Source organism: Pseudomonas sp. PDM24 (assembly GCF_019218905.1).
GTDB lineage: Bacteria > Pseudomonadota > Gammaproteobacteria > Pseudomonadales > Pseudomonadaceae > Aquipseudomonas.
On sequence record NZ_JAHUWR010000002.1, the window covers coordinates 713,833 to 738,298 of the forward strand.

A 24,466-nucleotide genomic window follows, 5' to 3' on the forward strand; every position below is an offset into this window, starting at 1 on the left:
GTAAAGCTTATAAAAGCTAGAGGCACGTTCATCTGTGGATAACTGCCTTTAGCCCTTCTAAACCGTGATGTACAGAGAATGACAACTACGGTGGAAAACGGTGGTCAGCCTGTGCTGCGCTGTCGGATAAGCTGTGTGTGGAAAGGCCAGTTATCCACAGGCAGGTTATCCACCGAGTTTCGCCCCCACTTGTCCAGTGCCCTCATGGGCGGTTATCCACAGAGCTTATGCACATACCGTTGGTCTTCTTTTCGAGGGTTAACGCATTGATAAATCATGCCCTGTGCGCAACCTGCATGTGGATAAGTGGACGACTGGTCGCTACAATGACTGCTTGTTTTTGCCTCACCGGCTTTCAACTTAGGGGATATCCGTGTCAGTGGAACTTTGGCAGCAGTGCGTAGAGCTTTTGCGCGATGAGCTGCCTGCCCAACAATTCAACACTTGGATCCGTCCACTACAGGTCGAAGCCGAAGGCGACGAGCTGCGTGTCTACGCGCCGAATCGTTTTGTTCTCGATTGGGTCAATGAAAAGTACCTGGGGCGCGTCCTTGAACTGCTCGATGAGCATGGCAATGGCCTGGCGCCGGCGCTCTCCTTATTAATAGGCAGCAAACGCAGTTCGGCACCGCGTGCGGCACCTAATGCTCCATTGGCCGCCGCGGCGTCTCAGGCTCAGGCCGCTCAAGCGCCTGTCAGCGCTCCGGCGCCAGCCCCGGCAGCTGCATCGACCAAACGTGCGACACAAAAGGTTGCTGAAGTCAGTGAAGAGCCGTCTCGCGACAGCTTCGATCCAATGGCAGGCGCCAGTTCGCAACAGGCCCCGGTTCGCTCCGAACAGCGTACGGTGCAGGTCGAAGGCGCGCTCAAGCACACCAGTTACCTGAACCGCACCTTTACCTTCGAGAACTTCGTCGAAGGCAAGTCCAACCAACTGGCCCGGGCTGCGGCCTGGCAGGTGGCGGACAACCCCAAGCACGGCTATAACCCGCTCTTCCTTTATGGCGGTGTCGGCTTGGGTAAAACCCACTTGATGCACGCAGTGGGTAACCACCTGTTAAAGAAGAATCCGAATGCCAAGGTTGTGTACCTGCATTCCGAGCGTTTCGTTGCGGACATGGTCAAGGCTTTGCAGCTGAATGCGATCAACGAGTTCAAGCGCTTCTACCGCTCGGTGGATGCGTTGCTGATCGATGACATTCAGTTCTTCGCCCGCAAGGAACGCTCTCAGGAAGAGTTTTTCCACACCTTCAACGCCCTGCTTGAAGGTGGCCAGCAGGTCATTCTTACCAGTGACCGCTATCCGAAAGAAATCGAAGGCCTTGAAGAACGCCTGAAGTCACGTTTCGGCTGGGGCTTGACGGTTGCCGTCGAGCCGCCAGAGCTGGAAACCCGCGTGGCGATCCTGATGAAAAAGGCCGACCAGGCCAAAGTCGATCTGCCACACGACGCGGCGTTCTTCATTGCCCAGCGTATTCGCTCCAACGTCCGCGAACTGGAAGGCGCGCTCAAACGCGTGATCGCCCACTCGCACTTCATGGGCCGCGATATCACCATCGAGCTGATTCGCGAATCCCTGAAAGACTTGTTGGCGCTGCAAGACAAACTGGTGTCTGTGGATAACATTCAGCGCACCGTCGCCGAGTATTACAAGATCAAGATCTCCGACTTGCTGTCCAAGCGTCGTTCACGCTCGGTAGCACGTCCGCGTCAGGTCGCCATGGCGTTGTCCAAGGAATTGACCAACCACAGCCTGCCGGAAATCGGCGATGTGTTTGGCGGCCGCGATCACACGACTGTTTTGCACGCCTGCCGCAAGATCAACGAGCTTAAGGAATCCGACGCGGACATCCGCGAGGACTATAAGAACCTGCTGCGTACACTGACTACTTGATGAACACCAGCGCAGCTTATTAAGGCAAGGGACTAGACCATGCATTTCACCATTCAACGCGAAGCCCTGTTGAAACCCCTGCAACTGGTCGCAGGCGTCGTCGAGCGCCGACAGACCTTGCCGGTACTCTCCAACGTGCTGCTGGTTGTCGAAGGCCAGCAATTGTCGCTGACCGGTACCGACCTGGAAGTCGAGCTGGTCGGTCGTGTACAACTCGAAGAGCCTGCGGACCCGGGTTCCATCACTGTGCCTGCGCGCAAGCTGATGGACATCTGCAAGAGCTTGCCGAACGATGCGCTGATCGACATCAAGGTCGACGAGCAGAAGCTCGTGGTGAAGGCCGGCCGAAGCCGCTTCACCCTTTCGACCCTGCCAGCCAATGACTTCCCGACGGTGGAAGAAGGCCCAGGCTCGCTGACCTGCAGCCTTGAGCAAAGCAAACTGCGTCGTCTGATTGAACGCACCAGCTTCGCGATGGCGCAGCAGGACGTACGCTACTACCTCAACGGCATGCTGCTGGAAGTCTCGGCCGGGATCATCCGCGCCGTGGCCACCGACGGTCACCGTCTGGCCATGTGTTCGATGCAGGCCGATATCGGCCAACCTGATCGCCACCAGGTTATCGTGCCACGCAAGGGTATCCTTGAGCTGGCGCGCCTGCTGACAGAACCGGACGGCAACGTCAGCATCGTGCTGGGCCAGCACCACATTCGCGCCACCACCGGCGAGTTCACTTTCACCTCGAAACTGGTCGACGGTAAATTCCCTGACTACGAGCGTGTTCTGCCTAAAGGCGGCGACAAGCTGGTACTCGGCGATCGCCAGGCCTTGCGTGAAGCGTTCAGCCGTACCGCGATTCTGTCCAACGAGAAGTACCGTGGCATCCGTCTGCAACTGGCCAATGGTCAGCTGAAGATTCAGGCGAACAACCCGGAGCAGGAAGAAGCGGAAGAAGAAGTGGGCGTTGAGTACAACGGCGGCTCTCTGGAAATCGGCTTCAACGTGAGCTATCTGCTCGACGTACTGGGCGTGATGACCACCGAGCAGGTTCGCTTGATCCTGTCCGACTCCAACAGCAGTGCGCTGGTACAAGAGTCCGACAACGACGACTCGGCTTACGTTGTCATGCCGATGCGTCTGTAAACATGCTCAGCAGAACCTAGATGTCCTTAAGTCGCGTCTCGGTCACCGCGGTGCGTAATCTGCACCCGGTGACCTTCTCCCCCTCCCCCCGGATCAACATTCTTTACGGCGCCAACGGCAGCGGCAAAACCAGTGTTCTGGAAGCCATTCATCTGCTGGGGCTTGCCCGTTCGTTTCGTAGCAGCCGTCTATTACCCGTCATTCAATACGAGCAATTGGCGTGCACGGTGTTTGGCCAGGTCGAACTGGCCGAGGGTGGACACAGCGCGTTAGGGATATCTCGCGACCGGCAGGGTGAGTTCCAGATTCGCATCGATGGGCAGAACGCCCGAAGTGCTGCGCAACTGGCAGAGATCCTGCCGTTGCAGTTGATCAACCCGGACAGCTTCCGCCTGCTGGAAGGTGCGCCGAAGATTCGCCGACAGTTTCTCGACTGGGGTGTGTTCCACGTGGAACCCCGATTCATGTCCACGTGGCAGCGCTTGCAGAAGGCCTTGCGCCAGAGAAACTCTTGGCTGCGACATGGTACACTTGACGCCGTTTCGCAAGCGGTTTGGGACAGGGAACTGTGCCAGGCCAGCGCTGAAATAGATGAATACCGCCGCGCTTACATCAAAGCCTTGAAACCAGTCTTTGAACAGACCTTGAGCGAACTGCTTGAGCTTGAGGGCTTAACGCTCAGCTATTACCGAGGTTGGGACAAAGACCGTGAGTTGAGTGCAGTGCTCGCCGGGTCCCTTCAGCGGGATCAGCAAATGGGTCATACCCAAGCCGGACCACAACGCGCTGATTTGCGTCTTAGATTGGGCGCACATAACGCCGCGGACATCTTGTCTCGTGGCCAGCAGAAGTTGGTGGTCTGTGCATTGCGGATCGCCCAAGGGCACTTGGTTAGCCAGGCCCGTCGCGGCCAGTGTATTTATCTGGTGGATGACCTGCCGTCCGAACTGGACGAGCACCACCGTCGCGCGCTTTGCCGCTTGCTGGAAGACTTACGCTGCCAGGTCTTTATCACCTGTGTAGATCACGAATTATTGAGGGAAGGCTGGCAGACGGAAACGCCAGTCGCTCTGTTCCACGTGGAACAGGGCCGTATCACCCAGACCCACGACCATCGGGAGTGAAGGCATTGAGCGAAGAAAATACGTACGACTCAACGAGCATTAAAGTGCTGAAAGGCCTGGATGCCGTACGCAAACGTCCCGGTATGTACATTGGTGACACTGACGATGGCAGTGGTCTGCACCACATGGTGTTCGAGGTGGTCGATAACTCGATCGACGAAGCTTTGGCCGGCCATTGCGACGACATCAGCATCATCATCCACCCGGACGAGTCCATCACCGTTCGCGACAACGGTCGTGGCATCCCGGTAGACGTGCACAAAGAAGAAGGCGTCTCGGCGGCCGAGGTCATCATGACCGTGCTGCACGCCGGCGGTAAGTTCGACGACAACTCCTACAAGGTATCCGGCGGTCTGCACGGTGTAGGTGTGTCGGTGGTGAACGCACTGTCCAAAGAACTGATCCTGACCGTTCGCCGCAGCGGAAAAATCTGGGAGCAGACTTATGTCCACGGTGTTCCGCAAGAGCCGATGAAAATCGTTGGCGAAAGCGAAACCACTGGCACCCAGATCCACTTCAAACCTTCGGCTGAAACCTTCAAGAACATCCACTTTAGCTGGGACATCCTGGCCAAGCGGATTCGCGAATTGTCCTTCCTCAACTCCGGTGTCGGCATCGTCCTCAAGGACGAGCGCAGCGGCAAGGAAGAGTTGTTCAAGTACGAAGGTGGTCTGCGTGCGTTCGTTGAATACCTGAACACCAACAAGACTGCGGTCAACCAGGTGTTCCACTTCAATATCCAGCGTGAAGACGGCATCGGCGTGGAAATCGCCCTGCAGTGGAACGACAGCTTCAACGAGAATCTGTTGTGCTTCACCAACAACATCCCTCAGCGCGATGGCGGCACTCACCTGGTGGGTTTCCGTTCCGCACTGACGCGTAACCTGAACACCTACATCGAAGCTGAAGGTCTGGCGAAGAAGCACAAAGTTGCCACCACCGGTGACGATGCCCGCGAAGGCCTGACAGCAATTATTTCGGTGAAGGTGCCGGATCCGAAGTTCAGCTCCCAGACCAAGGACAAGCTGGTGTCTTCCGAAGTGAAGACCGCGGTCGAACAGGAAATGGGCAAGTACTTCTCTGACTTCCTGCTGGAAAACCCGAACGAAGCCAAACTGGTCGTCGGCAAGATGATCGACGCGGCGCGTGCGCGTGAAGCGGCGCGTAAGGCCCGTGAGATGACCCGCCGTAAAGGCGCGCTGGACATTGCCGGCCTGCCGGGCAAACTGGCTGACTGCCAGGAAAAAGACCCTGCCCTCTCCGAACTGTACCTCGTGGAAGGTGACTCTGCTGGCGGCTCCGCCAAGCAGGGACGCAACCGTCGCACCCAGGCCATCCTGCCGCTCAAGGGCAAGATCCTGAACGTCGAGAAGGCACGCTTCGACAAGATGATCTCTTCGCAGGAAGTGGGCACCTTGATCACCGCGCTGGGCTGCGGCATTGGCCGTGACGAGTACAACATCGACAAGCTGCGTTATCACAACATCATCATCATGACCGATGCTGACGTCGACGGTTCGCACATCCGTACCCTGTTGCTGACCTTCTTCTTCCGTCAGTTGCCGGAGTTGATTGAACGCGGTTACATCTACATCGCTCAGCCGCCGCTGTACAAGGTCAAGAAAGGCAAGCAAGAGCAATACATCAAAGACGACGACGCCATGGAAGAGTACATGACGCAGTCGGCCCTGGAAGACGCGAGCCTGCACCTGAACGAAGAAGCCCCGGGTATCTCCGGCGAAGCCCTCGAGCGTCTGGTGAATGACTTCCGTCTGGTGATGAAGACCCTCAAGCGTTTGTCGCGCCTGTACCCGCAGGAACTGACCGAGCACTTCATCTACCTGCCAGCGGTGAGCATGGAGCAACTGTCCGATCACGCAGCGATGCAGGATTGGATGGCTCAGTTCGAAGTTCGCCTGCGCACCGTCGAGAAATCCGGCCTGGTTTACAAAGCCAGCCTGCGTGAAGACCGTGAACGTAACGTCTGGTTGCCAGAGGTCGAGCTGATCTCCCACGGCCTGTCGAACTACATCACCTTCAACCGCGATTTCTTCGGCAGTAACGATTACAAGACGGTCGTATCGTTGGGCGCTCAATTGAGCACCTTGCTGGACGACGGCGCGTACATCCAGCGCGGCGAGCGCAAGAAGCCGGTCACCGAATTCAAGGAAGCACTTGAATGGCTGATGGCTGAAAGCACCAAGCGTCATACCATCCAGCGCTACAAAGGTCTGGGCGAAATGAACCCGGATCAGCTGTGGGAAACCACCATGGACCCGAGCCAGCGCCGGATGCTCAAAGTGACCATCGAAGACGCCATTGGCGCAGACCAGATCTTCAACACCCTGATGGGTGATGCGGTCGAACCTCGTCGTGACTTCATCGAAAGTAACGCCCTGGCGGTTTCCAACCTGGACTTCTGATCCGGCAGGACCGCTAAAACGAAAAAGGCCAACGCTAAGCGTTGGCCTTTTTTATTGATCGCCGAAAGGTCGTCATTCGCTAGCAGCAGTGGCCACGCTCTCAAGCCGATACCCATACCCGTAAATCGTCAGCAGTTGCCAACCGCGATCGGCCGTCAGGCCCAGCTTGTTGCGCAGGCGATAAATATGAGTATCCAGCGGGCGGGAGGACGCTATTTCTTCATGGGTCCAAAAACGCTCATACAAGTATTCACGGGACAAAGGTCGGCCCAGATTGGCGAACAGGCAACGGGCGAGCCGGTATTCCCGTTCGGTCAGGCTGATGGGGGTGGCGGCGCGGGTGACGGTGAGTTCGGCGTCGTCGAATTCGAGGTCATTGAAGGTCAGTATTTCGGTGGCCGCGGCGCGTTGCAGCCCATGCCGACGAAGCACCGCGCTGACCCGAGCCATCAGCTCATTGGGACGAAACGGTTTGCTCACGTAATCATCGGCCCCGGCGTTCAACGCCTGGACGATATCGCTTTCGGTATCGCGACTGGTGAGCATGATCGCGGCGGGTGGTACGTCCATGTGTTCACGGGTCCAACGCAACAACGCCAGACCGCTGATATCGGGCAGTTGCCAATCGAGGATCAGTAGATCGAAGGTCTCCCGCCGGAGTTGCCGTAGCAAGTCCTCTCCCCGCTCGAAACAATGCAGCGTCCACGCCTGCTCACCCGTGACGGGGATCTGTCGCAGTGTCTGTTCAACCCGGCGCAGTTCAGCGGGCTCGTCATCCAGTATTGCGACACGCATGCCGAGTGTTTCCTTTATCTCGTAAGTGCAAAGTGAAAATTCCTACGGGAGTTTAGGCTGATTGATCGAATCTGAACAATTGTGGCGAATTGCTGCGAAGGTCATTTATGCCGGTAAATTCGTTGTCGCTGAGCGGCACAGGGGCATTGGGATGTGCTCCGGCGCAGGGAGCGCCAAGTCACTTTGCAGGCCCGTCGATCGCCGGTTTTCGGCGGTACCCTGCTCAGGGGAAACACACGGAGTGCCTGCTCGGCTCCGACACAGGGATGTGTCATCTCCAATATCCTTTGCTCTCATAGCTATCTGCCAGAGCGTCCGCTCAGGTATCGTGCGTCAAATACTTGTGTGCGTTATCCGGCGTGATCTTCATAAGAGCATAAAAGCCAATCCATGAACCCCATGACCTTATTGCTCCCACGCCGTTCTGGCGTCTGTCTTTTACTGATGGTTGGCCTGATGGGATTGTTTGCCCAGAGTGCATCAGCGGCTGTCGCCTCGGCAAAACGTCTGTCTTATATCGATCAAAACCAACAATGCCGTGGTCAACCGCTGCCGGCAACGGTCGAGCATCTGACTGGCGAAGCCTGGAAGCTGGACGCCAAAGGCAAGCAGACGCCGCTGCAGGAAGGTATGTCGATCGACGAGCAGGAAGGCGTCAAAACCTCGCCTTCGGCATTTGTCAGCCTGTCCCTGGGTGATGGCTCGCGGGTGGTGTTGCCTTCCAGTTCCCATATCACCCTGCATCTCAATGACGAACATTCGATCCCTCAGGTCATTCTTGAGCAGGGCCAGGTTGAATCGTATGTGATCAAACGTGCCAGCGACCATGATCGCTTTCAGATCGTCACGCCGGTCGGTGTACTGGGCGTGAGGGGTACGCACTTTCGGGTGCGCAACGATGACGGTGGCGAGGCGCTGCTGGAAGTGTTGAACGGGCAAGTGGCGGTCAATCGTGATGAAAAAACGTCGGGTTTCCGCCCTGCCCGGCCCGTTGTCAAACGCCCCAAGGGCGTTGAAGCTGACGAAGTCCAGGTCATGGCCCGCCAGGGTTTGCGTATTCAGAAACAAGGCACGCTGACGCCAATCGACTTGTTACCCGCTCCACGTTTATTAGGTCAGGCCGGTCAGACGGGGAATGTGCCTGTGTGGCAATTGATCATGAAGCCCATCGAAGGGGCTAAGCGTTATCGGGCGCAAGTGGCGACCGACGCAGCCTTTCTGGACATCAAGCAAGAGCAGTTTTCCAGCACACCAGAGGTCAAGTTCCGCGGGCTGAAAGCGTTTTTCTACCATGTTCGCCTGTCGGCCTATGACGCTCAGGGGTTAGAGGGAGAGACCGGGGTGTATGACATTTTCTATTACCCCAGGACCACGCGTGTCCAATAGCGCCTTGGTCGACGACCGATGAAGAGACGACCAAGGAAGGATGACCGCGAGCCGACCCAGGCTCAGCGGTTGTTTCAGCGGATGGTGCGCGAGTGGCTGTGGGTCTGTCTGATCCTGTTGCCGCTTACGGCGATGCTGTCCATGAATCAGGGGCTGGCCCTGAGCAATCTGCTGTATGACAACCTGCGTCGGTTGAGTCCGCTGCCGGTGGATCCGCGAATACTCATCGTCACGATCGATGACTACAGCTTGCAGCAGCTTGGCCAATGGCCGTGGTCGCGGGCCATGCACGCGCAACTGCTGGATCGGCTCAGCGCTGCGAACGTTAAAGGCGTTCTATTCGACGTTATTTTCAGCGAACCCGATAGCCATCCCGCCAACGATCAGCTTTTGGCCCAGGCGGTCTGTCGGGCCGGGAATGTTTTCGTGCCGCTGTTGCGCGAAGGCGTCGCACGTTATGGGCAGCCCTTGGGAGAAATTGAACCGGTGGCTGCGCTGAGCCATTGCGCTAAAGGCGTCGGGCACATCAATGCCGAAGCGGACGCTGATGGGATCGTGCGCAGCGTGTATTTAAGCGAAGGCCCGGCGCAAAAAACACGCCCGCAACTGGCCTGGCTGCTGTACGAAGAAACCCTTACCGACAAGGGAAATGTACCGATGCCTGGTACCCCGGCCCTGCCATCGGCGCAAGGCTGGCAGCGAGCCCATGAAATACGGATTCCTTTCATCCATTCCGACGCGGGCTTTCCCACTGTGCCCTACGTCAGCGTATTGCGCGGCGAAGTTCCGCCCGAGTTGCTGCGCGATCGCTTGATCCTGATCGGCTCGACCGCTGCAGGCCTGGGCGACCGCTACGTGACACCGCAATCGGCCAGCCTCGGCACTACACCGGGTGTTGAGATTCAGGCGAATATCCTCAACGGGTTGCTGCAACAGCGCAACATCGTGGTTCTCGATCAGCGCTTGGCGGCGTTGCTATCGGTGATGATTGTCGGTGAGTTGCTGGGCCTGTTACTGGTGCGTCCGCGTCGCGCGCTATGGCTGACTTTGGGTGCAATGGCCGCCGCTCTACTGGGTTCGGGTGTACTGTTGCGGCTTGGTTGGTGGTGGTCACCGGCGGCGAGCCTGCTAGGGATGATGCTGGGCTACCTGATCTGGAATTGGCGAAGGCTGAACGCGGTGCTCGCTTATTTCGGCTGGGAACTGGCGCGCCTGGACAGCGAGCCAAAAGTCTTTCCCGAACGTCGTCGTACCCAGGCCCCGGCCGGTGATGTGCTGCAAGGGCAAATCGTCGCGCTGGAGCAGGCCATGAGCCGGACCCGCGATACCCGACGTTTCATTGCCGACGGGCTTGAATACCTGCCGGTGGCGACGCTGATCAGTGATCCGAGCGGACGTATTCTGCTGGCCAACCGCAAGGCTCGAGAAGTGTTTTGTCGTGGCCTGGTGGGCGAGGACATGCTCGAGCAACTGAGCGACTTGGGTTACCCGGTGCCGTCCAACGGAATGCCATCTGCGTTGTCGAGCCTGGAGCCGCTGGAGTTTCGTGACACCCAGGCACGCAGCCTGCGTCTGGACCTGGCGCCGCTGTTGCCGGCCGAGGGTGACTCCGTGATTGGCTGGCTACTAAGCCTCACTGACTTGAGCGTCGAGCGCGACGCCGAAGAACAGCGAGCCGTGTTGCTGCGTTTTTTGTCCCATGACCTCAGGGCTCCCCATTCGGCGATACTCGCCTTGCTCGACGTCCAGCGGCATCAGGTGCCCGGTGACACTCAAGTGTTCAACCAGATCGAGTTACAAGTGCGCAAGGCGCTGAACCTGACCGAGGCTTTTGTGCAGTTGGCAAAAGCCGAGTCCGAGGCCTATCAGTTTCAGCCGAGCATGTTCGCGATGTTGTTGCTCGATACCTTCGATCAGGCCTCCAGCATTGCTCATCTGAAGAACATTCAATTACTGCATGACCTCGACGAAGACGCTGAAGCGCTGGTCCTGGCCGATCAATCGCTACTGACACGGGCTCTGTTTAACCTGTTGGAAAACGCCATCAAGTACAGTCCGGCGGGCTCGCGGATCTCAGTGCGGGTGAGTTATGCCGAAGGTTGGCTACTGTGCGAGATCGCCGATCAGGGGCGAGGGATTGCTGTCGATGAACTTCCTGAGTTGTTCAGTCAGTATCGGCGTTTTACCTCGGCTCACGGCAGTGACGGCCTGGGACTGGGTTTGTCCATGGTCAAGGCGGTGGTGGATCGTCATGGCGGGAGGATTTCCTGTCGTAGCGTGGTGGGGCAAGGGTCGACGTTCAGCATCCAGTTACCGCTATTGAGCGAGTGATCCAGACGTTTTCAGCGAGCATAAAAAAACCGGCTATATCAGCCGGTTTTTTTACGTCCGAAATAAACTTATGCACCTTTTCGGATTTTTTACTTGCTTAGGAAATATGTATGTAAATCATAAACTTAATAACTAAATTCAGTGTTTTTCAACAAAACGGTACACAGGTTATCCACAGAATCTCAGACAGCCACTTGATCGGTCGCACTCGGGGCTGCCGGGGCTGCTGGCAGCGAGCCCATCTCGCGCTGCATCTGTTCGTTCCAGGCCTGCACCCGATCATTCAGGTCGGCAATGGCTCGCGGCCCACTGCCCTCGGCGTACATCGGCGCGCCAATGATCACGGTGATCACGCCTTGCTGTTTCGCCCAACCGGTTTTTGGCCAGAACTTGCCGGCATTGTGTGCAATCGGCAGTACCGGTAATGACGCATTGACGGCCAACGCGGTGCCACCGCGGGAAAACTTGCCGATGGTGCCATAGGGAACGCGAGTCCCTTCCGGGAAGATCAGTACCCAGACCTTGTCCTTGAGCAGCTCATCGCCCTTCTTCGCTACATGCTTGAGCGCAGCTTTCGGATTGCCGCGATCGATGGCGATCGGTCGCAGCATCGCCATGGCCCAGCCGAAGAACGGAACGTAGAGCAGTTCGCGCTTGAGCACCTGGCTCAGCGGCTCGAAGTAGGCCGAGAGAAAGAATGTCTCCCAGGTGCTCTGGTGGTTCGACTGAATCACGCAGGGCTGGTCCGGCACGTTCTCGGCACCTTTCACTTCGTAACGGATACCCAGAAAGACTTTGCTCAGCCATAAGGCGCAGCGGCACCAGTACACGTTGATAAAACGATAACGCGCCTTGAACGGCAGAAACGGCGCGATAAAAAAGCTCAGGGTGCACCAGAGCAAAGAGCTGGTGCCCAGCAGCAGGTAAAAGAGGAAAGTTCTGATGGCCTGCAGTATCGACATGGCGATATTTACCGTTGCGGGCATTGCCCGCCTATTCAAGCGCACTCCCGATCAGTCCTTGGCCAGGATGTCAGAAGAGCCTTAGTTGTGGATAAGTTCCGCGGCAATCGCCGCCAGATCGTCAAAAATCAAGGTGCCTGCCGGTAGGGTCTTGCCCTGAGTCTTTTCGCCTTTCCCGGTCTTTACCAAAACTGGCTGACAGTCGACGGCTTTGGCGGCTTCCAGGTCACCGAGAGTATCGCCGACGAACCATAGATTCGTCAGCGAAACGTTGTAATGCGCGGCGATGGTTTTCAACATCCCGGGTTTTGGCTTGCGGCAATCGCAGCCATCGTCTGGCCCGTGCGGGCAATAGACAATCAGCCCGACTTCGCCACCCTGCTCCGCCACCAGCTCGCGCAAGCGAGCGTGCATGGCATCCAGGGTGGCGATGTCGTAATAGCCGCGAGCGATGCCCGACTGGTTGGTAGCCACCGCCACCGTCCAGCCGGCCTTGCTCAACTGCGCGATCGCTTCGATCGAACCGGGGAGCGGAATCCACTCCTCCACCGACTTGATGTACGCGTCGGAGTCGTAATTGATCACTCCGTCCCGATCGAGAATCAGCAGTTTCAACAGCAGCCCCTTAGCCCAGCAGCGAAATGTCGGCGACGCCGAGGAACAAGCCACGCAGACGCGCCAGCAGCGCATAACGGTTGGCTCGCACCTTGGCATCTTCGGCGTTGACCATCACCGCTTCGAAGAACGCATCCACCGGCTCGCGTAAGGCAGCCAGACGTGCCAGCGATTCGCTGTACTGACGAGCCGCCGCCATCGGCTGGACAGCCTGGTCAGCCTGCTGGATCGCCGAATACAGGGAGAACTCGTTGGCGTTGTCGAAGTACTTGGCTTCAACGACCGAAGGAACAGAGCCTTCGACCTTGCTCAGCAGGTTCGAAACGCGCTTGTTCACAGCGGCCAGGGCTGCGGCTTCCGGCAATTTGCGGAACGCTTCTACCGCTTGTACACGCTGATCGAAATCCAGCGCCGAACCCGGCTTCAGGGCACGGACCGACAGGTAAGTCCCGACATCAACGCCTTCGTCTTCATAACGGGCACGCAAACGATCGAAGATGAATTCCAGCACCGAGTCATTCAGGCCGGCAGCTTTGACCTTGGTACCGAACGCATTCACGGCAAACGCCACGGCGTCGTTCAGGTCGAGGTCGAGCTTCTTGTCGATCAGGATCCGCAACACACCCAGCGCAGCACGGCGCAGGGCATACGGGTCTTTGCTCCCGGTAGGCAGCATGCCGATACCGAAAATACCCACCAGCGTGTCGAGCTTGTCGGCGATGGCCACGGCCGCACCGGTCAGGGTAGTCGGCAGTTCAGCGCCGGCACCGCGTGGCATGTACTGCTCGTTCAGCGCCAGGGCGACTTCTTCCGGCTCGCCGTCGTTGAGGGCGTAGTAGTAACCGGCGACACCTTGCATCTCCGGGAACTCACCGACCATCTCGGTCGCCAGGTCGCACTTGGACATCAGGCCGGCACGGGAAGCCCAGGCCGGGTTGCCACCAATGCGTTGAGCGATGAACGCGGCGAGCCTGGAAACACGTTCGGCCTTGTCGTAGACGCTGCCGAGTTTTTCCTGGAACACCACATTCTGCAGACGCAGGTTGAAGTCTTCGAGTTTCTGCTTCTTGTCTTGCTTGAAGAAGAACTCGGCGTCGGTCAAGCGTGGGCGAACCACTTTCTCGTTACCGGCGATGATCTGCTGCGGGTCTTTGCTTTCGATGTTGGCCACGGTAATGAAACGAGGCAGCAACTTGCCGTCGGCATCCAGCAGGCAGAAATATTTCTGGTTGTCCTGCATGGTGGTGATCAGCGCTTCTTGCGGCACGTCCAGGAAACGTTCTTCGAACGAGCACACCAGCGGCACCGGCCATTCAACCAGCGCGGTCACTTCGTCGAGCAGGCTCGGCGGCACGATCGCCGTACCTTCCTGCAGTGTCGCCAGTTCTTCTGTACGTTTGCTGATCAGCTCGCGACGCTCGTTGGCGTCGGCCAGCACATAGGCTGCACGCAGGTCGTTCAGGTAGTTGGCCGGCGAGGTGATGCGCACGCTTTCAGGATGGTGGAAGCGGTGACCACGGGAATCGCGGCCGGACTTCTGGGCAAGGATGGTGCAGTCGATGACATGGTCACCAAGCAGCATCACCAGCCATTGGGTCGGGCGAACGAATTCTTCCTTACGAGCACCCCAGCGCATGCGCTTGGGGATAGGCAGGTCGTTCAGGGAGTCTTCAACGATGGTCGGCATCAGGCTCGCGGTCGGCTTGCCGGCGATGCTTTGGCTGTAGCGCAGTTTTGGACCGCTCTGATCGATCTCGCTCAGGTCGACGCCGCACTTCTTGGCGAAGCCCAGGGCTGCTTGAGTCGGGTTGCCTTCGGCATCGAACGCGGCCTGACGCGGCGGGCCGTCGAGGTTGATGCTGCGATCCGGCTGTTGGGTCGCCAGCGCGGTAATCAGCACGGCCAGACGACGTGGCGCGGCGTAGACGGTTTTGGTTTCGTAGTTCAGGCCGGCAGCTTGCAGGCCTTTGTCGATACCAGCCATAAACGCTTCGGCCAGGGTATTCAGGGCTTTGGGTGGCAGTTCTTCGGTGCCCAGTTCAACCAGAAAATCTTGAGCACTCATTGTGCAGCCTCCAGCTTGGCCAGTACTTCATCACGCAGGTCCGGGGTCGCCATCGGGAAGCCCAGCTTGGCGCGAGCCAGCAGGTAGGCTTGCGCAACGGAACGCGCCAGGGTGCGGACCCGCAGAATGTATTGCTGACGCGCAGTCACCGAGATCGCCCGGCGCGCATCCAGCAGGTTGAAGGTGTGGGAAGCCTTCAACACCATTTCGTAGCTCGGCAACGGCAATGGCTGATCGAGTTCGATCAGGCGCTTGGCTTCGCTTTCATAGAAGTCGAACAACTCGAACAGCTTCTCGACGTTGGCGTGTTCGAAGTTGTAGGTCGACTGCTCCACTTCGTTCTGGTGGAACACATCGCCGTAGGTCACTTTGCCGAACGGACCGTCAGCCCAGACCAGGTCGTAGACCGAGTCCACGCCTTGCAGGTACATGGCCAGACGCTCCAGACCGTAAGTGATCTCGCCGGTCACCGGGTAGCACTCGATGCCGCCCGCTTGCTGGAAGTAAGTGAACTGCGTCACTTCCATGCCGTTGAGCCAGACTTCCCAGCCCAGACCCCAGGCGCCCAGCGTTGGCGACTCCCAGTTGTCTTCGACGAAACGGATGTCATGCACCAGCGGGTCGAGGCCCACGTGCTTGAGGGAGCCCAGGTACAGTTCCTGGAAGTTGTCCGGGTTCGGCTTCAGGACTACTTGGAACTGGTAGTAGTGCTGCAGACGGTTCGGGTTTTCGCCGTAGCGGCCGTCAGTCGGGCGACGACTGGGCTGCACATAAGCGGCGTTCCAGGTTTCCGGGCCAATGGCGCGCAGGAACGTGGCAGTGTGGAAAGTGCCGGCGCCTACTTCCATATCGTAGGGCTGAAGTACCACACAACCTTGCTCGGCCCAGTATTGCTGGAGGGCGAGGATCAAGTCTTGGAAGGTACGCACGGCTGGCGTAGGCTGGCTCACGAAATTCACCTGTTTCTTGGGCTGCGATTTAAAGAGCGGGAGTATACCCGATTCGGTCCTGCGCACGCCCCCTGGAGCCTTATGCCACGCTGCTTTTGGTGTACCGAAGATCCGCTGTACATGGCTTATCACGATCAGGAGTGGGGCACGCCGCTACGCGATGCGCAGGGTTTGTTCGAGTTGCTTTTGCTCGAAGGGTTCCAGGCCGGGCTTTCCTGGATCACTGTGTTGCGCAAACGAGAGCGTTATCGCGAGGTGCTGTTTGGCTTCGACGTGCAGCGTGTGGCACAGATGAGCGACGCGGAAATCGATGAATTGATGCTCGATCCGGGGATCATCCGCAATCGCCTCAAACTCAATGCCGCCCGGCGCAATGCCCAAGCCTGGCTGGCGCTGGAGGACCCGGTGGCGTTTCTCTGGTCGTTCGTCGGCGGAGCGCCTGTGATCAATCATTTCAAGGATCGCAGTGAAGTGCCGGCCGTGACACCGGTTGCCGTCGAGATGAGCAAAGGCCTGAAAAAGGCCGGATTCACGTTCGTCGGACCGACCATTTGTTACGCGTTGATGCAGGCCTCGGGCATGGTCATGGACCACACCCGGGATTGCGATCGCTACGCCACCTTGGCGAACGGCGGTTAGAATAGCCGCCTCGCGCACAGCACAAGATCAGGAGTGACCTGTGGATAAGTTGAAAGGCGCCTTGCTGGTAGGCGCTCTGCGTCTGTTTGCCCTGCTTCCTTGGCGGGCAGTGCAGGCGGTGGGTTCAGCAATTGGCTGGATCATGTGGAAAACCCCCAACCGTTCCCGCGACGTGGTACGGATCAACCTCGCCAAGTGCTTTCCGCAAATGGACCCCGCCGAACGCGAGCGTTTAGTCGGACAGAGCCTGAAAGACATCGGCAAGTCCCTGACCGAGAGCGCCTGCGCATGGATCTGGCCGGCTCAGCGTTCCATCGACCTGGTGCGCGAAGTCGAAGGTCTCGATGTGCTTAAAGACGCCCTCGCCTCCGGCAAAGGTGTGGTCGGCATCACCAGCCACCTGGGCAACTGGGAAGTGTTGAACCACTTCTATTGCAACCAGTGCAAACCGATCATTTTCTACCGTCCGCCCAAGCTCAAGGCGGTGGATGAGTTGCTGCGCAAGCAGCGGGTGCAATTGGGTAACCGGGTGGCCGCTTCCACCAAGGAAGGCATCCTCAGCGTGATCAAGGAAGTGCGCAAAGGGGGGGCAGTGGGCATTCCGGCTGACCCGGAACCGGCCGAATCCGCCGGGATCTTCGTGCCGTTCTTTGCCACTCAGGCCCTGACCAGTAAATTCGTGCCGAACATGCTGGCCGGCGGCAAAGCGGTCGGCGTGTTCCTGCATGCCCTGCGGCTGCCGGACGGTTCGGGTTACAAAGTGATCCTCGAAGCCGCCCCGGAGGCCATGTACAGCACCGATACCGAAACCTCTTGCGCAGCGATGAGCCAGGTGGTCGAGCGCTATGTGCGGGCTTATCCGAGCCAGTACATGTGGAGCATGAAACGCTTCAAGAAGCGTCCGCCAGGCGAAGAACGCTGGTACTGATGCTGCTGTGGATAATCCCCGGTAAAAATCAAAAGATCGCAAGCTTCGCCAGCGCCTACAAAAGGCGCGGCGTACACCCCGTAGGAGCTGCCGCAGGCTGCGATCTTTTGATCTTTGTCCTGCGTGACTTCTGATCAGTGCGCCTGACGCTCAAGCTTTTTCAAAAACACCATCATCTCCTTCTCGGCCTGCTTGTCGCCATGGTTGCGGGCGGCTTCCAGGCCCTGTTCCCAGGCCTGACGTGCCGCCGCGTAATCCGCCAGCGCCAGATGGGCCTTGCCCAATAGCTTCCAGGCCGCCGAATACTTCGGATCGAACTCGACGCAGCGCTGGAAATGCTCTGCGGCTTTGGCATTTTCACCCAGATCCAGATAACCCTTGCCCAGGCCGAAGCGCAGCAGCGAGTTATCCACACCCTTGGCGAGCATTTTTTCCAGGGATTCGATCATTGATGGCACCTTTGGTTTTTGGGTGAGTTCGAAATCGCTTTCGCGGGCAAGCCTCGCTCCTACGGGTCATGCGTGATCCATTGTAGGAGCGAGGCTTGCCCGCGAAGAGGCCCGTCCAGCCACTGCAAGTTCCGGATCAGAAGAAGCTCAACCCCACATGGAACAGCTTTTCCACATCCCGAATATGCTTTTTATCCACAAGGAACAGAATTACATGGTCGCCGGCTTCGATCACCGTATTGTCGTGGGCGATGATCACTTCTTCGTCGCGGATGATCGCGCCGATGGTGGTCCCCGGTGGCAGGCCGATGTTTTCAATGGCCTTGCCAATCACCTTGCTCGACTTTTCATCACCGTGGGCGATGGCCTCAATGGCTTCCGCCGCACCTCGACGCAATGAGTGCACGCTGACGATATCGCCGCGCCGCACGTGAGCCAGCAAGGTGCCGATGGTCGCCAATTGCGGGCTGATGGCGATGTCGATGTCGCCACCCTGGATCAGGTCGACGTAAGCCGGGTTGTTGATGATCGTCATCACCTTCTTCGCGCCCAGGCGCTTGGCCAGTAGCGACGACATGATGTTGGCTTCGTCGTCGTTGGTCAGCGCCAGGAAGATATCGGCGTCGGCGATGTTCTCCTCGATCAGCAGGTCGCGGTCGGAGGCACTGCCCTGCAACACCACGGTGCTGTCGAGGGTGTCCGAGAGATGGCGGCAGCGGGCCGGGTTCATCTCGATGATCTTCACCTGATAACGGCTTTCGATGGCCTCGGCCAAGCGCTCGCCAATCTGCCCGCCGCCAGCGATGACGATACGTTTGTAGCTCTCATCGAGGCGGCGCATTTCGCTCATCACCGCGCGAATATTCGCTTTGGCGGCGATGAAAAATACTTCATCGTCGGCCTCGATCACCGTATCGCCCTGGGGCAGGATCGGCCGGTCACGACGGAAAATCGCCGCAACGCGGGTTTCGACGTTCGGCATGTGTTCACGCAACTGGCGCAATTGCTGACCCACCAACGGACCGCCGTAATAGGCTTTCACTGCCACCAGTTGCGCCTTGCCTTCGGCGAAGTCGATTACCTGCAACGCACCCGGATGCTGGATCAGGCGCTTGATGTAGTTGGTAACGACTTGCTCCGGACTGATCAATACGTCGACCGGAATCGCTTCGTTATCGAAGAGTTCGGTGCGGGTCAGGTACGCGGCTTCGCGGACCCGGGCGATCTTGGTCGGTGTGTGAAACAGAGTGTGGGCGACCTGACAGGCCACCATGTTGGTTTCGTCACTGTTGGTCACTGCAACCAGCATGTCGGCGTCGTCGGCACCGGCCTGACGCAGGATGGTCGGCAGCGAACCGCGACCTTGCACGGTGCGGATGTCCAGTCGATCACCGAGATCGCGCAGGCGTTCGCCATCGGTGTCGACCACAGTGATGTCATTGGCTTCACTGGCCAGATGTTCTGCCAGCGAACCGCCGACCTGCCCTGCGCCGAGGATGATGATTTTCATCCAGTCACTCCCTTAAAACCGGTTAACCGCGCGCGGCGGCAATCTTGATCAGCTTGGCGTAGTAGAACCCGTCGTGGCCGCCTTCCTGGGCCAGTAATTGGCGACCATGGGGCTGCTTGATGCCGGCCTGACTGGCGATGTCGAGTTCACGGGCACCCGGTGTGCGAGCGAGGAACGCTTCGATGACATCGGTGTTCTCGGTCGGCAGCGTGGAGCAGGTGGCGTAAAGCAGAATGCCGCCCACTTCCAACGTTATCCACATGGCATCGAGTAGCTCGCCCTGAAGCACCGCCAGCGCGGCGATGTCATCGGGTTGGCGGGTCAGTTTGATGTCCGGGTGACGACGGATCACCCCGGTGGCCGAGCACGGCGCGTCCAGCAGAATGCGTTGGAATGGCTTGCCGTCCCACCAGCTCGCGGTGTCGCGGCCGTCGGCGGCGATCAGTTCGGCGCTCAGGCCCAGGCGTGCAAGGTTTTCCCGCACCCGCACCAGACGTTTGGCTTCCAGATCCACAGCCACCACGCCAGCCAGTTTGGGCTCGGCCTCAAGGATGTGGCAGGTCTTGCCGCCCGGTGCGCAGCAGGCGTCCAGAACCCGTTGGCCTGGCGCCAGATCCAGCAGATCGGCAGCCAGTTGCGCGGCTTCGTCCTGCACGCTGATCCAGCCTTCGGCGAAACCCGGCAAGCTGCGCACGTCGGCCGCTGCGTCGAGGATGATGCCGTCCTGACTGTAAATGCACGGCGTGGCAGCGATGCCCGCTTCAGTCAGCAACCCGAGATAAGCATCGCGGGTGTGATGGCGACGGTTGACTCGCAAAATCATCGGCGGGTGAGCGTTGTTTGCCGCGCAAATGGCTTCCCACTGCTCGGGCCAGAAGGCTTTGAGGGATTTTTGCAGCCAGCGCGGGTGAGCGGTGCGCACCACCGGGTCGTGCTCCAGCTCGGCCAGCAGCGCTTCGCTTTCCCGTTGGGCGCGGCGCAAAACGGCGTTGAGCAAGGCTTTGGCCCACGGCTTTTTCAGTTTGTCGGCGCAACCGACGGTTTCACCGATGGCCGCGTGGGCCGGAACCCTGGTATAGAGCAGTTGGTAGAGACCGACCAACAACAGCGCCTCGACATCGGCATCAGCTGCCTTGAACGGCTTTTGCAGCAACTTGACCGCCAACGCCGACAAACGTGGCTGCCAGCGAGCCGTGCCGAACGCCAGGTCCTGGGTGAAGCCGCGATCGCGGTCTTCGACCTTGTCCATTTGCGTCGGCAGAGAACTGTTGAGTGAGGCTTTTCCGTTAAGAACAGCAGCAAGTGCCTTGGCGGCAGCCAGACGTGGATTCATTGAGCGTCCGCCGCTTGACCGAGAACGGTGCCGACGGCGAATTTCTCACGACGGCTGTTGAACAAGTCGCTGAAGTTCAGCGCCTTGCCGCCGGGCAATTGCAGACGGGTCAGGCACAGCGCCTGTTCACCGCAGGCGACGACCAGGCCGTCCTTGCTGGCGCTGAGGATTTCACCCGGCGCGCCCTGCCCTTCGGCCAGGCTCGCAGCCAACACTTTCAGCGCTTCGCCGTTCAGCGTGCTGTGGGTGATCGGCCAAGGGTTGAAAGCACGAACCAGACGCTCCAGCTCAACCGCCGGGCGGCTCCAGTCAATGCGTGCTTCGTCCTTGTTCAATTTGTGTGCGTAGGTGGCGAGGCTGTCGTCCTGCACTTCGCCTTCCAGAGTGCCTGCAGCCAGGCCAGCAATCGCCTGCACCACGGCCGGTGGGCCCATCTCTGCGAGGCGATCATGGAGGCTGCCGCCGGTGTCTTCTGCGCTGATCGGCGTGGTGACTTTGAGCAACATCGGCCCGGTATCCAGACCCAGTTCCATACGCATCACGGTCACGCCGCTTTCGCTATCGCCCGCCTCAACGGCACGCTGGATCGGCGCCGCACCGCGCCAGCGTGGCAGCAATGAAGCGTGGCTGTTGATGCAACCCAGGCGCGGAATATCCAGCACCACTTGCGGCAGGATCAGGCCGTAGGCGACCACCACCAGCAAATCCGGTTTCAGTGCGGCGAGTTCAGCCTGAGCGTCTTCGTTGCGCAGGGTTGGAGGTTGCAACACCTGGATGTTGTGCTCCAGCGCCAACTGCTTGACCGGGCTCGGCATCAGCTTCTGCCCACGGCCTGCCGGACGGTCCGGTTGGGTGTAGACCGCAACAATCTCGTAAGGACTGTCGAGCAGAGCCTTGAGGTGTTTGGCGGCGAATTCCGGGGTACCGGCAAAGACAATGCGCAGTGGCTCAGTCATGGGAAGCTCTCAATTACAAAGCAGTCGCAAAAGAAAAAGGCTTGCCGCGGCAAGCCTTTGAAAGAAGGGCATCAAGCGTTCTGGCGATGGAGCTTTTCCAGTTTCTTCTTGATCCGGTCGCGTTTGAGCGTGGACAGGTAATCAACGAACAATTTGCCGTTGAGGTGGTCGCATTCATGCTGGATGCATACCGCCAGCAGGCCTTCGGCGATCAGTTCGTACGGTTGGCCGTCGCGGTCCTGGGCCTTGATCTTGACCTTTTGCGGGCGATCGACGTTTTCGTAGAAGCCCGGCACCGAGAGGCAGCCTTCCTGGTACTGGTCCACCTCGTCAGTCAGGACTTCGAACTCGGGGTTGATGAACACTCGCGGTTCGCTGCGGTCTTCGGAGAGGTCCATTACGACGATACGTTTGTGCACGTTGACCTGGGTCGCGGCGAGGCCGATGCCTGGCGCTTCATACATTGTTTCAAACATGTCATCGACCAACTGACGCACTTCGTCGTCCACTACAGCCACTGGTTTGGCGATAGTGCGCAGGCGCGAGTCGGGGAATTCGAGGATGTCTAAAATGGCCATAAGCTCAATTGCTGCACGTGTGAGGTAAAGTCGGGTCGATGGCCTGGCGAGTCCGAGGATGCAGGCTACCGTTGTGAACGTAGCTTCCCGCTTTTCAATAATGAGCCGGAAGCGAGCCACGAGGGCTCTGGCGTTTCACGCGAACGTACATAATAAAGGGATTCACCGCATGAGGAAATCACTACTCGCCTTGCTCCTTCTGGCCTCGGCCGGTTTTGCGCACGGGCAAGTGCAACTCAGGGAAGGTTTTCCACAGCAATACACCGTGGTGGCAGGGGACACACTCTGGGACATTTCCGCCAAATACCTGCGTGAGCCATGGGAGTGGCCGCAGCTTTGGCAGGCCAATCCACAGATCGAAAACCCCAATCTCATCTATCCGGGCGATACGCTGTCGCTGGTCTACGTCAACGGTCAGCCACGCCTGACCCTCAATCGCGGCGCTTCCCGGGGCACCATCAAGCTTTCGCCACGAATCCGCAGCTCGCCGGTGGCCGATGCCATTCCGAGCATTCCGCTGAAATCGATCAACAGCTTTCTGCTGAGCAATCGTATCGTCGACAAGGCAGAGGATTTCGACAAGGCGCCCTACATCGTCGCCGGCGACGCCGAACGGGTGCTCAGTGGCACCGGTGATCGAATATTCGCGCGTGGCCATTTCGACCCGGCACAACCGGTGTACGGCATCTTCCGTCAGGGCAAGGTCTACACCGATCCGCAGAGCAAGGAGTTTCTGGGGATCAACGCCGACGACATCGGTGGCGGCGAGATCATTGCCACTGAAGGCGACGTCGCCACCCTGGCCCTGCAACGCACCACTCAGGAAGTGCGACTCGGCGACCGCTTGTTTGGCGGTGAAGAACGCTCGATCAATTCGACCTTCATGCCCAGTGCCCCGACAACCGAAATCAACGGCTTGATCATTGATGTGCCGCGAGGGGTCACCCAGATCGGCGCGCTGGATGTCGTCACGCTGAACAAGGGGCAGCGCGATGGCCTGGCCGAAGGCAATGTGCTGGTGGTGATGAAAACCGGTGAAACCGTGCGTGACCGGATCACCGGCCAGCCATTGAAAATTCCCGACGAGCGGGCCGGTTTGCTGATGGTCTTTCGCACGTACGACAAGCTCAGCTACGGGCTTGTCCTTAACGCATCGCGCTCCTTGGCGGTGATGGACAAGGTGCGAAATCCCTAAGCCTGCTCACAAGTTACCAACAGAGTTATCCACAGCTTATTCCCAATTCGATGGGACTCTATAACGATCAAGGATGATCTATGTCGCTGTCTGCCTGTACGTCCATTTCCCCTGCGGAACTGGAAGCTCGTTTACGCCTGCACCGTTTGCCGGGACTCGGCCCTGCGCGTTTCAAGAAGTTGCTAGAGGCCTTCGGCTCTGCCTCCAAAGCCATCAGCGCACCGGCTAGCGCCTGGCGTGCATTGGGCCTGCCACTCGCCTGCGCGGAAGCCCGGCGCTCCAGCGAAATTCGTGACGGCGCCAGTCATGCATTAGCCTGGTTAGAGCGCCCGGGCCAGCATTTACTGATGTGGGACCAACCTGACTACCCCGCGTTGCTGGCGCAAATCAGCGATGCGCCGCCGCTGTTATTCGTCGCGGGCGATCCGGTAATTCTGGAAAAACCACAGCTGGCGATGGTCGGCAGCCGCCGTGCTTCGCGACCGGGCATGGACACCGCCACCGCGTTTTCCCGCACGCTGGCCGGCGCCGGTTTTGTCATCACCAGCGGTCTGGCCCTGGGCATTGATGCTGCCGCGCATCAGGCGGCTCTGGACGTTGGCGGGCAAACGGTCGGCGTACTTGGCACGGGGCTGGAAAATTTTTATCCACAGCGCAATCGGCGACTGGCGGACGCCATGATTGCCTCGGGAAGCGCGGTCCTTTCGGAGTTCCCGCTGGACGCCGGCCCTTCCCCCAGCAACTTCCCCCGGCGCAATCGAATCATCAGCGGTTTGTCACTCGGCGTGCTCGTGGTCGAGGCGAGTGTTGCCAGTGGTTCGTTGATCACTGCAAGACTGGCGGCGGAACAGGGGCGTGAGGTGTATGCGATTCCAGGGTCGATCCATCACCCCGGGGCAAAGGGTTGCCATCAGTTGATTCGCGACGGTGCGGTGCTGGTGGAAACCATCGAGCATATCCTCGAAGCCTTGCGCGGCTGGCAAAGGCTGCCGTTATCGCCGCAAACGCCGCAGACGACAGAGACTCATCCGCTGCTCATATTGCTCCACGCGGCGCCCCATACCAGCGAAGCCTTGGCGATCACCAGCGGCTGGGCATTGTCGAAAGTGTTGGCAGCGCTGACGGAACTGGAAATGGACGGCCGTGCGGTCTGTGAAAGTGGCCGCTGGCTTGCACGGGGACGCTAGGTT

At 58.9% G+C, this 24,466-nt stretch carries 20 protein-coding genes; 10 read left to right on the forward strand and 10 right to left on the reverse strand.

Annotation, left to right across the window (positions count from 1 at the left end):
- Positions 1-373: 373 nt before the first annotated feature.
- The 4 genes from dnaA to gyrB are packed head-to-tail and all read left to right on the forward strand — an operon-like array spanning position 374 to position 6,584.
- The gene (gene dnaA / locus KW837_RS11160) at positions 374-1,894 is read left to right on the forward strand and encodes a chromosomal replication initiator protein DnaA (RefSeq protein ID WP_008007897.1); all 1,521 of its coding nucleotides are present in this window, start codon (positions 374-376) and stop codon (positions 1,892-1,894) included.
- 39 nt (positions 1,895-1,933) lie between these two features.
- The gene (gene dnaN, locus KW837_RS11165; protein ID WP_007903001.1) at positions 1,934-3,037 is read left to right on the forward strand and encodes a DNA polymerase III subunit beta; all 1,104 of its coding nucleotides are present in this window, start codon (positions 1,934-1,936) and stop codon (positions 3,035-3,037) included.
- A gap of 20 nt (positions 3,038-3,057) precedes the next feature.
- Positions 3,058-4,161 (forward strand): DNA replication/repair protein RecF, encoded by a 1,104-nt coding sequence (gene recF / locus KW837_RS11170; RefSeq protein WP_218395712.1) that lies wholly within the window; start codon positions 3,058-3,060, stop codon positions 4,159-4,161.
- 5 nt (positions 4,162-4,166) lie between these two features.
- Positions 4,167-6,584: a DNA topoisomerase (ATP-hydrolyzing) subunit B gene (gene gyrB, locus KW837_RS11175; RefSeq protein ID WP_007902994.1), complete on the forward strand. Its 2,418-nt coding sequence runs from the start codon at positions 4,167-4,169 to the stop codon at positions 6,582-6,584.
- A 72-nt stretch (positions 6,585-6,656) separates the two neighbouring features.
- Here gyrB and KW837_RS11180 read toward each other — a convergent pair whose 3' ends face one another.
- Complete coding sequence (locus KW837_RS11180; protein ID WP_218395714.1) at positions 6,657-7,379, reverse strand: response regulator transcription factor; 723 nt, start codon at positions 7,377-7,379, stop codon at positions 6,657-6,659.
- A 456-nt stretch (positions 7,380-7,835) separates the two neighbouring features.
- Between KW837_RS11180 and KW837_RS11185 the strand changes: the two genes are divergently transcribed.
- Both KW837_RS11185 and KW837_RS11190 read left to right on the forward strand, forming a co-directional pair.
- Positions 7,836-8,765 carry a FecR domain-containing protein gene (locus tag KW837_RS11185; RefSeq protein ID WP_256348707.1) on the forward strand — a complete coding sequence of 310 codons (930 nt, stop codon included), beginning with the start codon at positions 7,836-7,838 and terminating at the stop codon, positions 8,763-8,765.
- An 18-nt stretch (positions 8,766-8,783) separates the two neighbouring features.
- On the forward strand, positions 8,784-11,096 hold the full coding sequence (locus tag KW837_RS11190; protein ID WP_218395718.1) for a CHASE2 domain-containing protein: 2,313 nt from the start codon (positions 8,784-8,786) through the stop codon (positions 11,094-11,096).
- A 182-nt stretch (positions 11,097-11,278) separates the two neighbouring features.
- Here the strand turns inward: KW837_RS11190 and KW837_RS11195 are convergent, their stop codons facing one another.
- The 4 genes from KW837_RS11195 to glyQ form a co-directional block, all read right to left on the reverse strand.
- Entirely contained in the window at positions 11,279-12,058 is a 780-nt protein-coding gene (locus tag KW837_RS11195) for a 1-acyl-sn-glycerol-3-phosphate acyltransferase (RefSeq protein WP_063342023.1), read from the reverse strand.
- 81 nt (positions 12,059-12,139) lie between these two features.
- Positions 12,140-12,679 carry a D-glycero-beta-D-manno-heptose 1,7-bisphosphate 7-phosphatase gene (gene gmhB, locus KW837_RS11200; protein ID WP_162830932.1) on the reverse strand — a complete coding sequence of 180 codons (540 nt, stop codon included), beginning with the start codon at positions 12,677-12,679 and terminating at the stop codon, positions 12,140-12,142.
- 4 nt (positions 12,680-12,683) lie between these two features.
- Positions 12,684-14,738, reverse strand: coding sequence for a glycine--tRNA ligase subunit beta (gene glyS, locus KW837_RS11205; RefSeq protein WP_008007908.1), 2,055 nt, complete (start codon positions 14,736-14,738; stop codon positions 12,684-12,686).
- Positions 14,735-15,688 carry a glycine--tRNA ligase subunit alpha gene (gene glyQ / locus KW837_RS11210; protein WP_003213601.1) on the reverse strand — a complete coding sequence of 318 codons (954 nt, stop codon included), beginning with the start codon at positions 15,686-15,688 and terminating at the stop codon, positions 14,735-14,737. The genes glyS and glyQ overlap by 4 nt, the downstream gene beginning before the upstream one ends.
- An 81-nt stretch (positions 15,689-15,769) precedes the next feature.
- Between glyQ and tag the strand changes: the two genes are divergently transcribed.
- Positions 15,770-16,327 (forward strand): DNA-3-methyladenine glycosylase I, encoded by a 558-nt coding sequence (tag, locus tag KW837_RS11215; protein ID WP_063342022.1) that lies wholly within the window; start codon positions 15,770-15,772, stop codon positions 16,325-16,327.
- Between the two features lie 40 nt (positions 16,328-16,367).
- The gene (locus KW837_RS11220) at positions 16,368-17,255 is read left to right on the forward strand and encodes a lysophospholipid acyltransferase (protein WP_008007909.1); all 888 of its coding nucleotides are present in this window, start codon (positions 16,368-16,370) and stop codon (positions 17,253-17,255) included.
- Between the two features lie 134 nt (positions 17,256-17,389).
- On the opposite strand, the gene KW837_RS11225 is transcribed toward KW837_RS11220, so the two are convergent.
- The 5 genes from KW837_RS11225 to def all read right to left on the reverse strand — a co-directional run bounded on the left by KW837_RS11225 (position 17,390) and on the right by def (position 22,081).
- Positions 17,390-17,704, reverse strand: coding sequence for a tetratricopeptide repeat protein (locus KW837_RS11225; RefSeq protein ID WP_007902954.1), 315 nt, complete (start codon positions 17,702-17,704; stop codon positions 17,390-17,392).
- 136 nt (positions 17,705-17,840) lie between these two features.
- Entirely contained in the window at positions 17,841-19,214 is a 1,374-nt protein-coding gene (gene trkA, locus KW837_RS11230; protein ID WP_218395720.1) for a Trk system potassium transporter TrkA, read from the reverse strand.
- 22 nt (positions 19,215-19,236) lie between these two features.
- Entirely contained in the window at positions 19,237-20,547 is a 1,311-nt protein-coding gene (gene rsmB, locus KW837_RS11235) for a 16S rRNA (cytosine(967)-C(5))-methyltransferase RsmB (RefSeq protein WP_218395722.1), read from the reverse strand.
- A complete protein-coding gene (gene fmt, locus KW837_RS11240) occupies positions 20,544-21,503 on the reverse strand; it encodes a methionyl-tRNA formyltransferase (RefSeq protein WP_218395724.1) in 960 nt (319 codons plus the stop codon). Before fmt ends, rsmB begins: the two co-directional genes overlap by 4 nt.
- 71 nt (positions 21,504-21,574) lie before the next feature.
- On the reverse strand, positions 21,575-22,081 hold the full coding sequence (gene def, locus KW837_RS11245; RefSeq protein ID WP_007902944.1) for a peptide deformylase: 507 nt from the start codon (positions 22,079-22,081) through the stop codon (positions 21,575-21,577).
- Between the two features lie 169 nt (positions 22,082-22,250).
- Between def and KW837_RS11250 the strand changes: the two genes are divergently transcribed.
- Both KW837_RS11250 and dprA read left to right on the forward strand, forming a co-directional pair.
- A complete protein-coding gene (locus KW837_RS11250) occupies positions 22,251-23,276 on the forward strand; it encodes a LysM peptidoglycan-binding domain-containing protein (RefSeq protein ID WP_063342017.1) in 1,026 nt (341 codons plus the stop codon).
- An 80-nt stretch (positions 23,277-23,356) separates the two neighbouring features.
- Positions 23,357-24,463, forward strand: coding sequence for a DNA-processing protein DprA (gene dprA, locus KW837_RS11255; protein WP_218395725.1), 1,107 nt, complete (start codon positions 23,357-23,359; stop codon positions 24,461-24,463).
- The last annotated feature ends 3 nt before the right edge of the window (positions 24,464-24,466 follow it).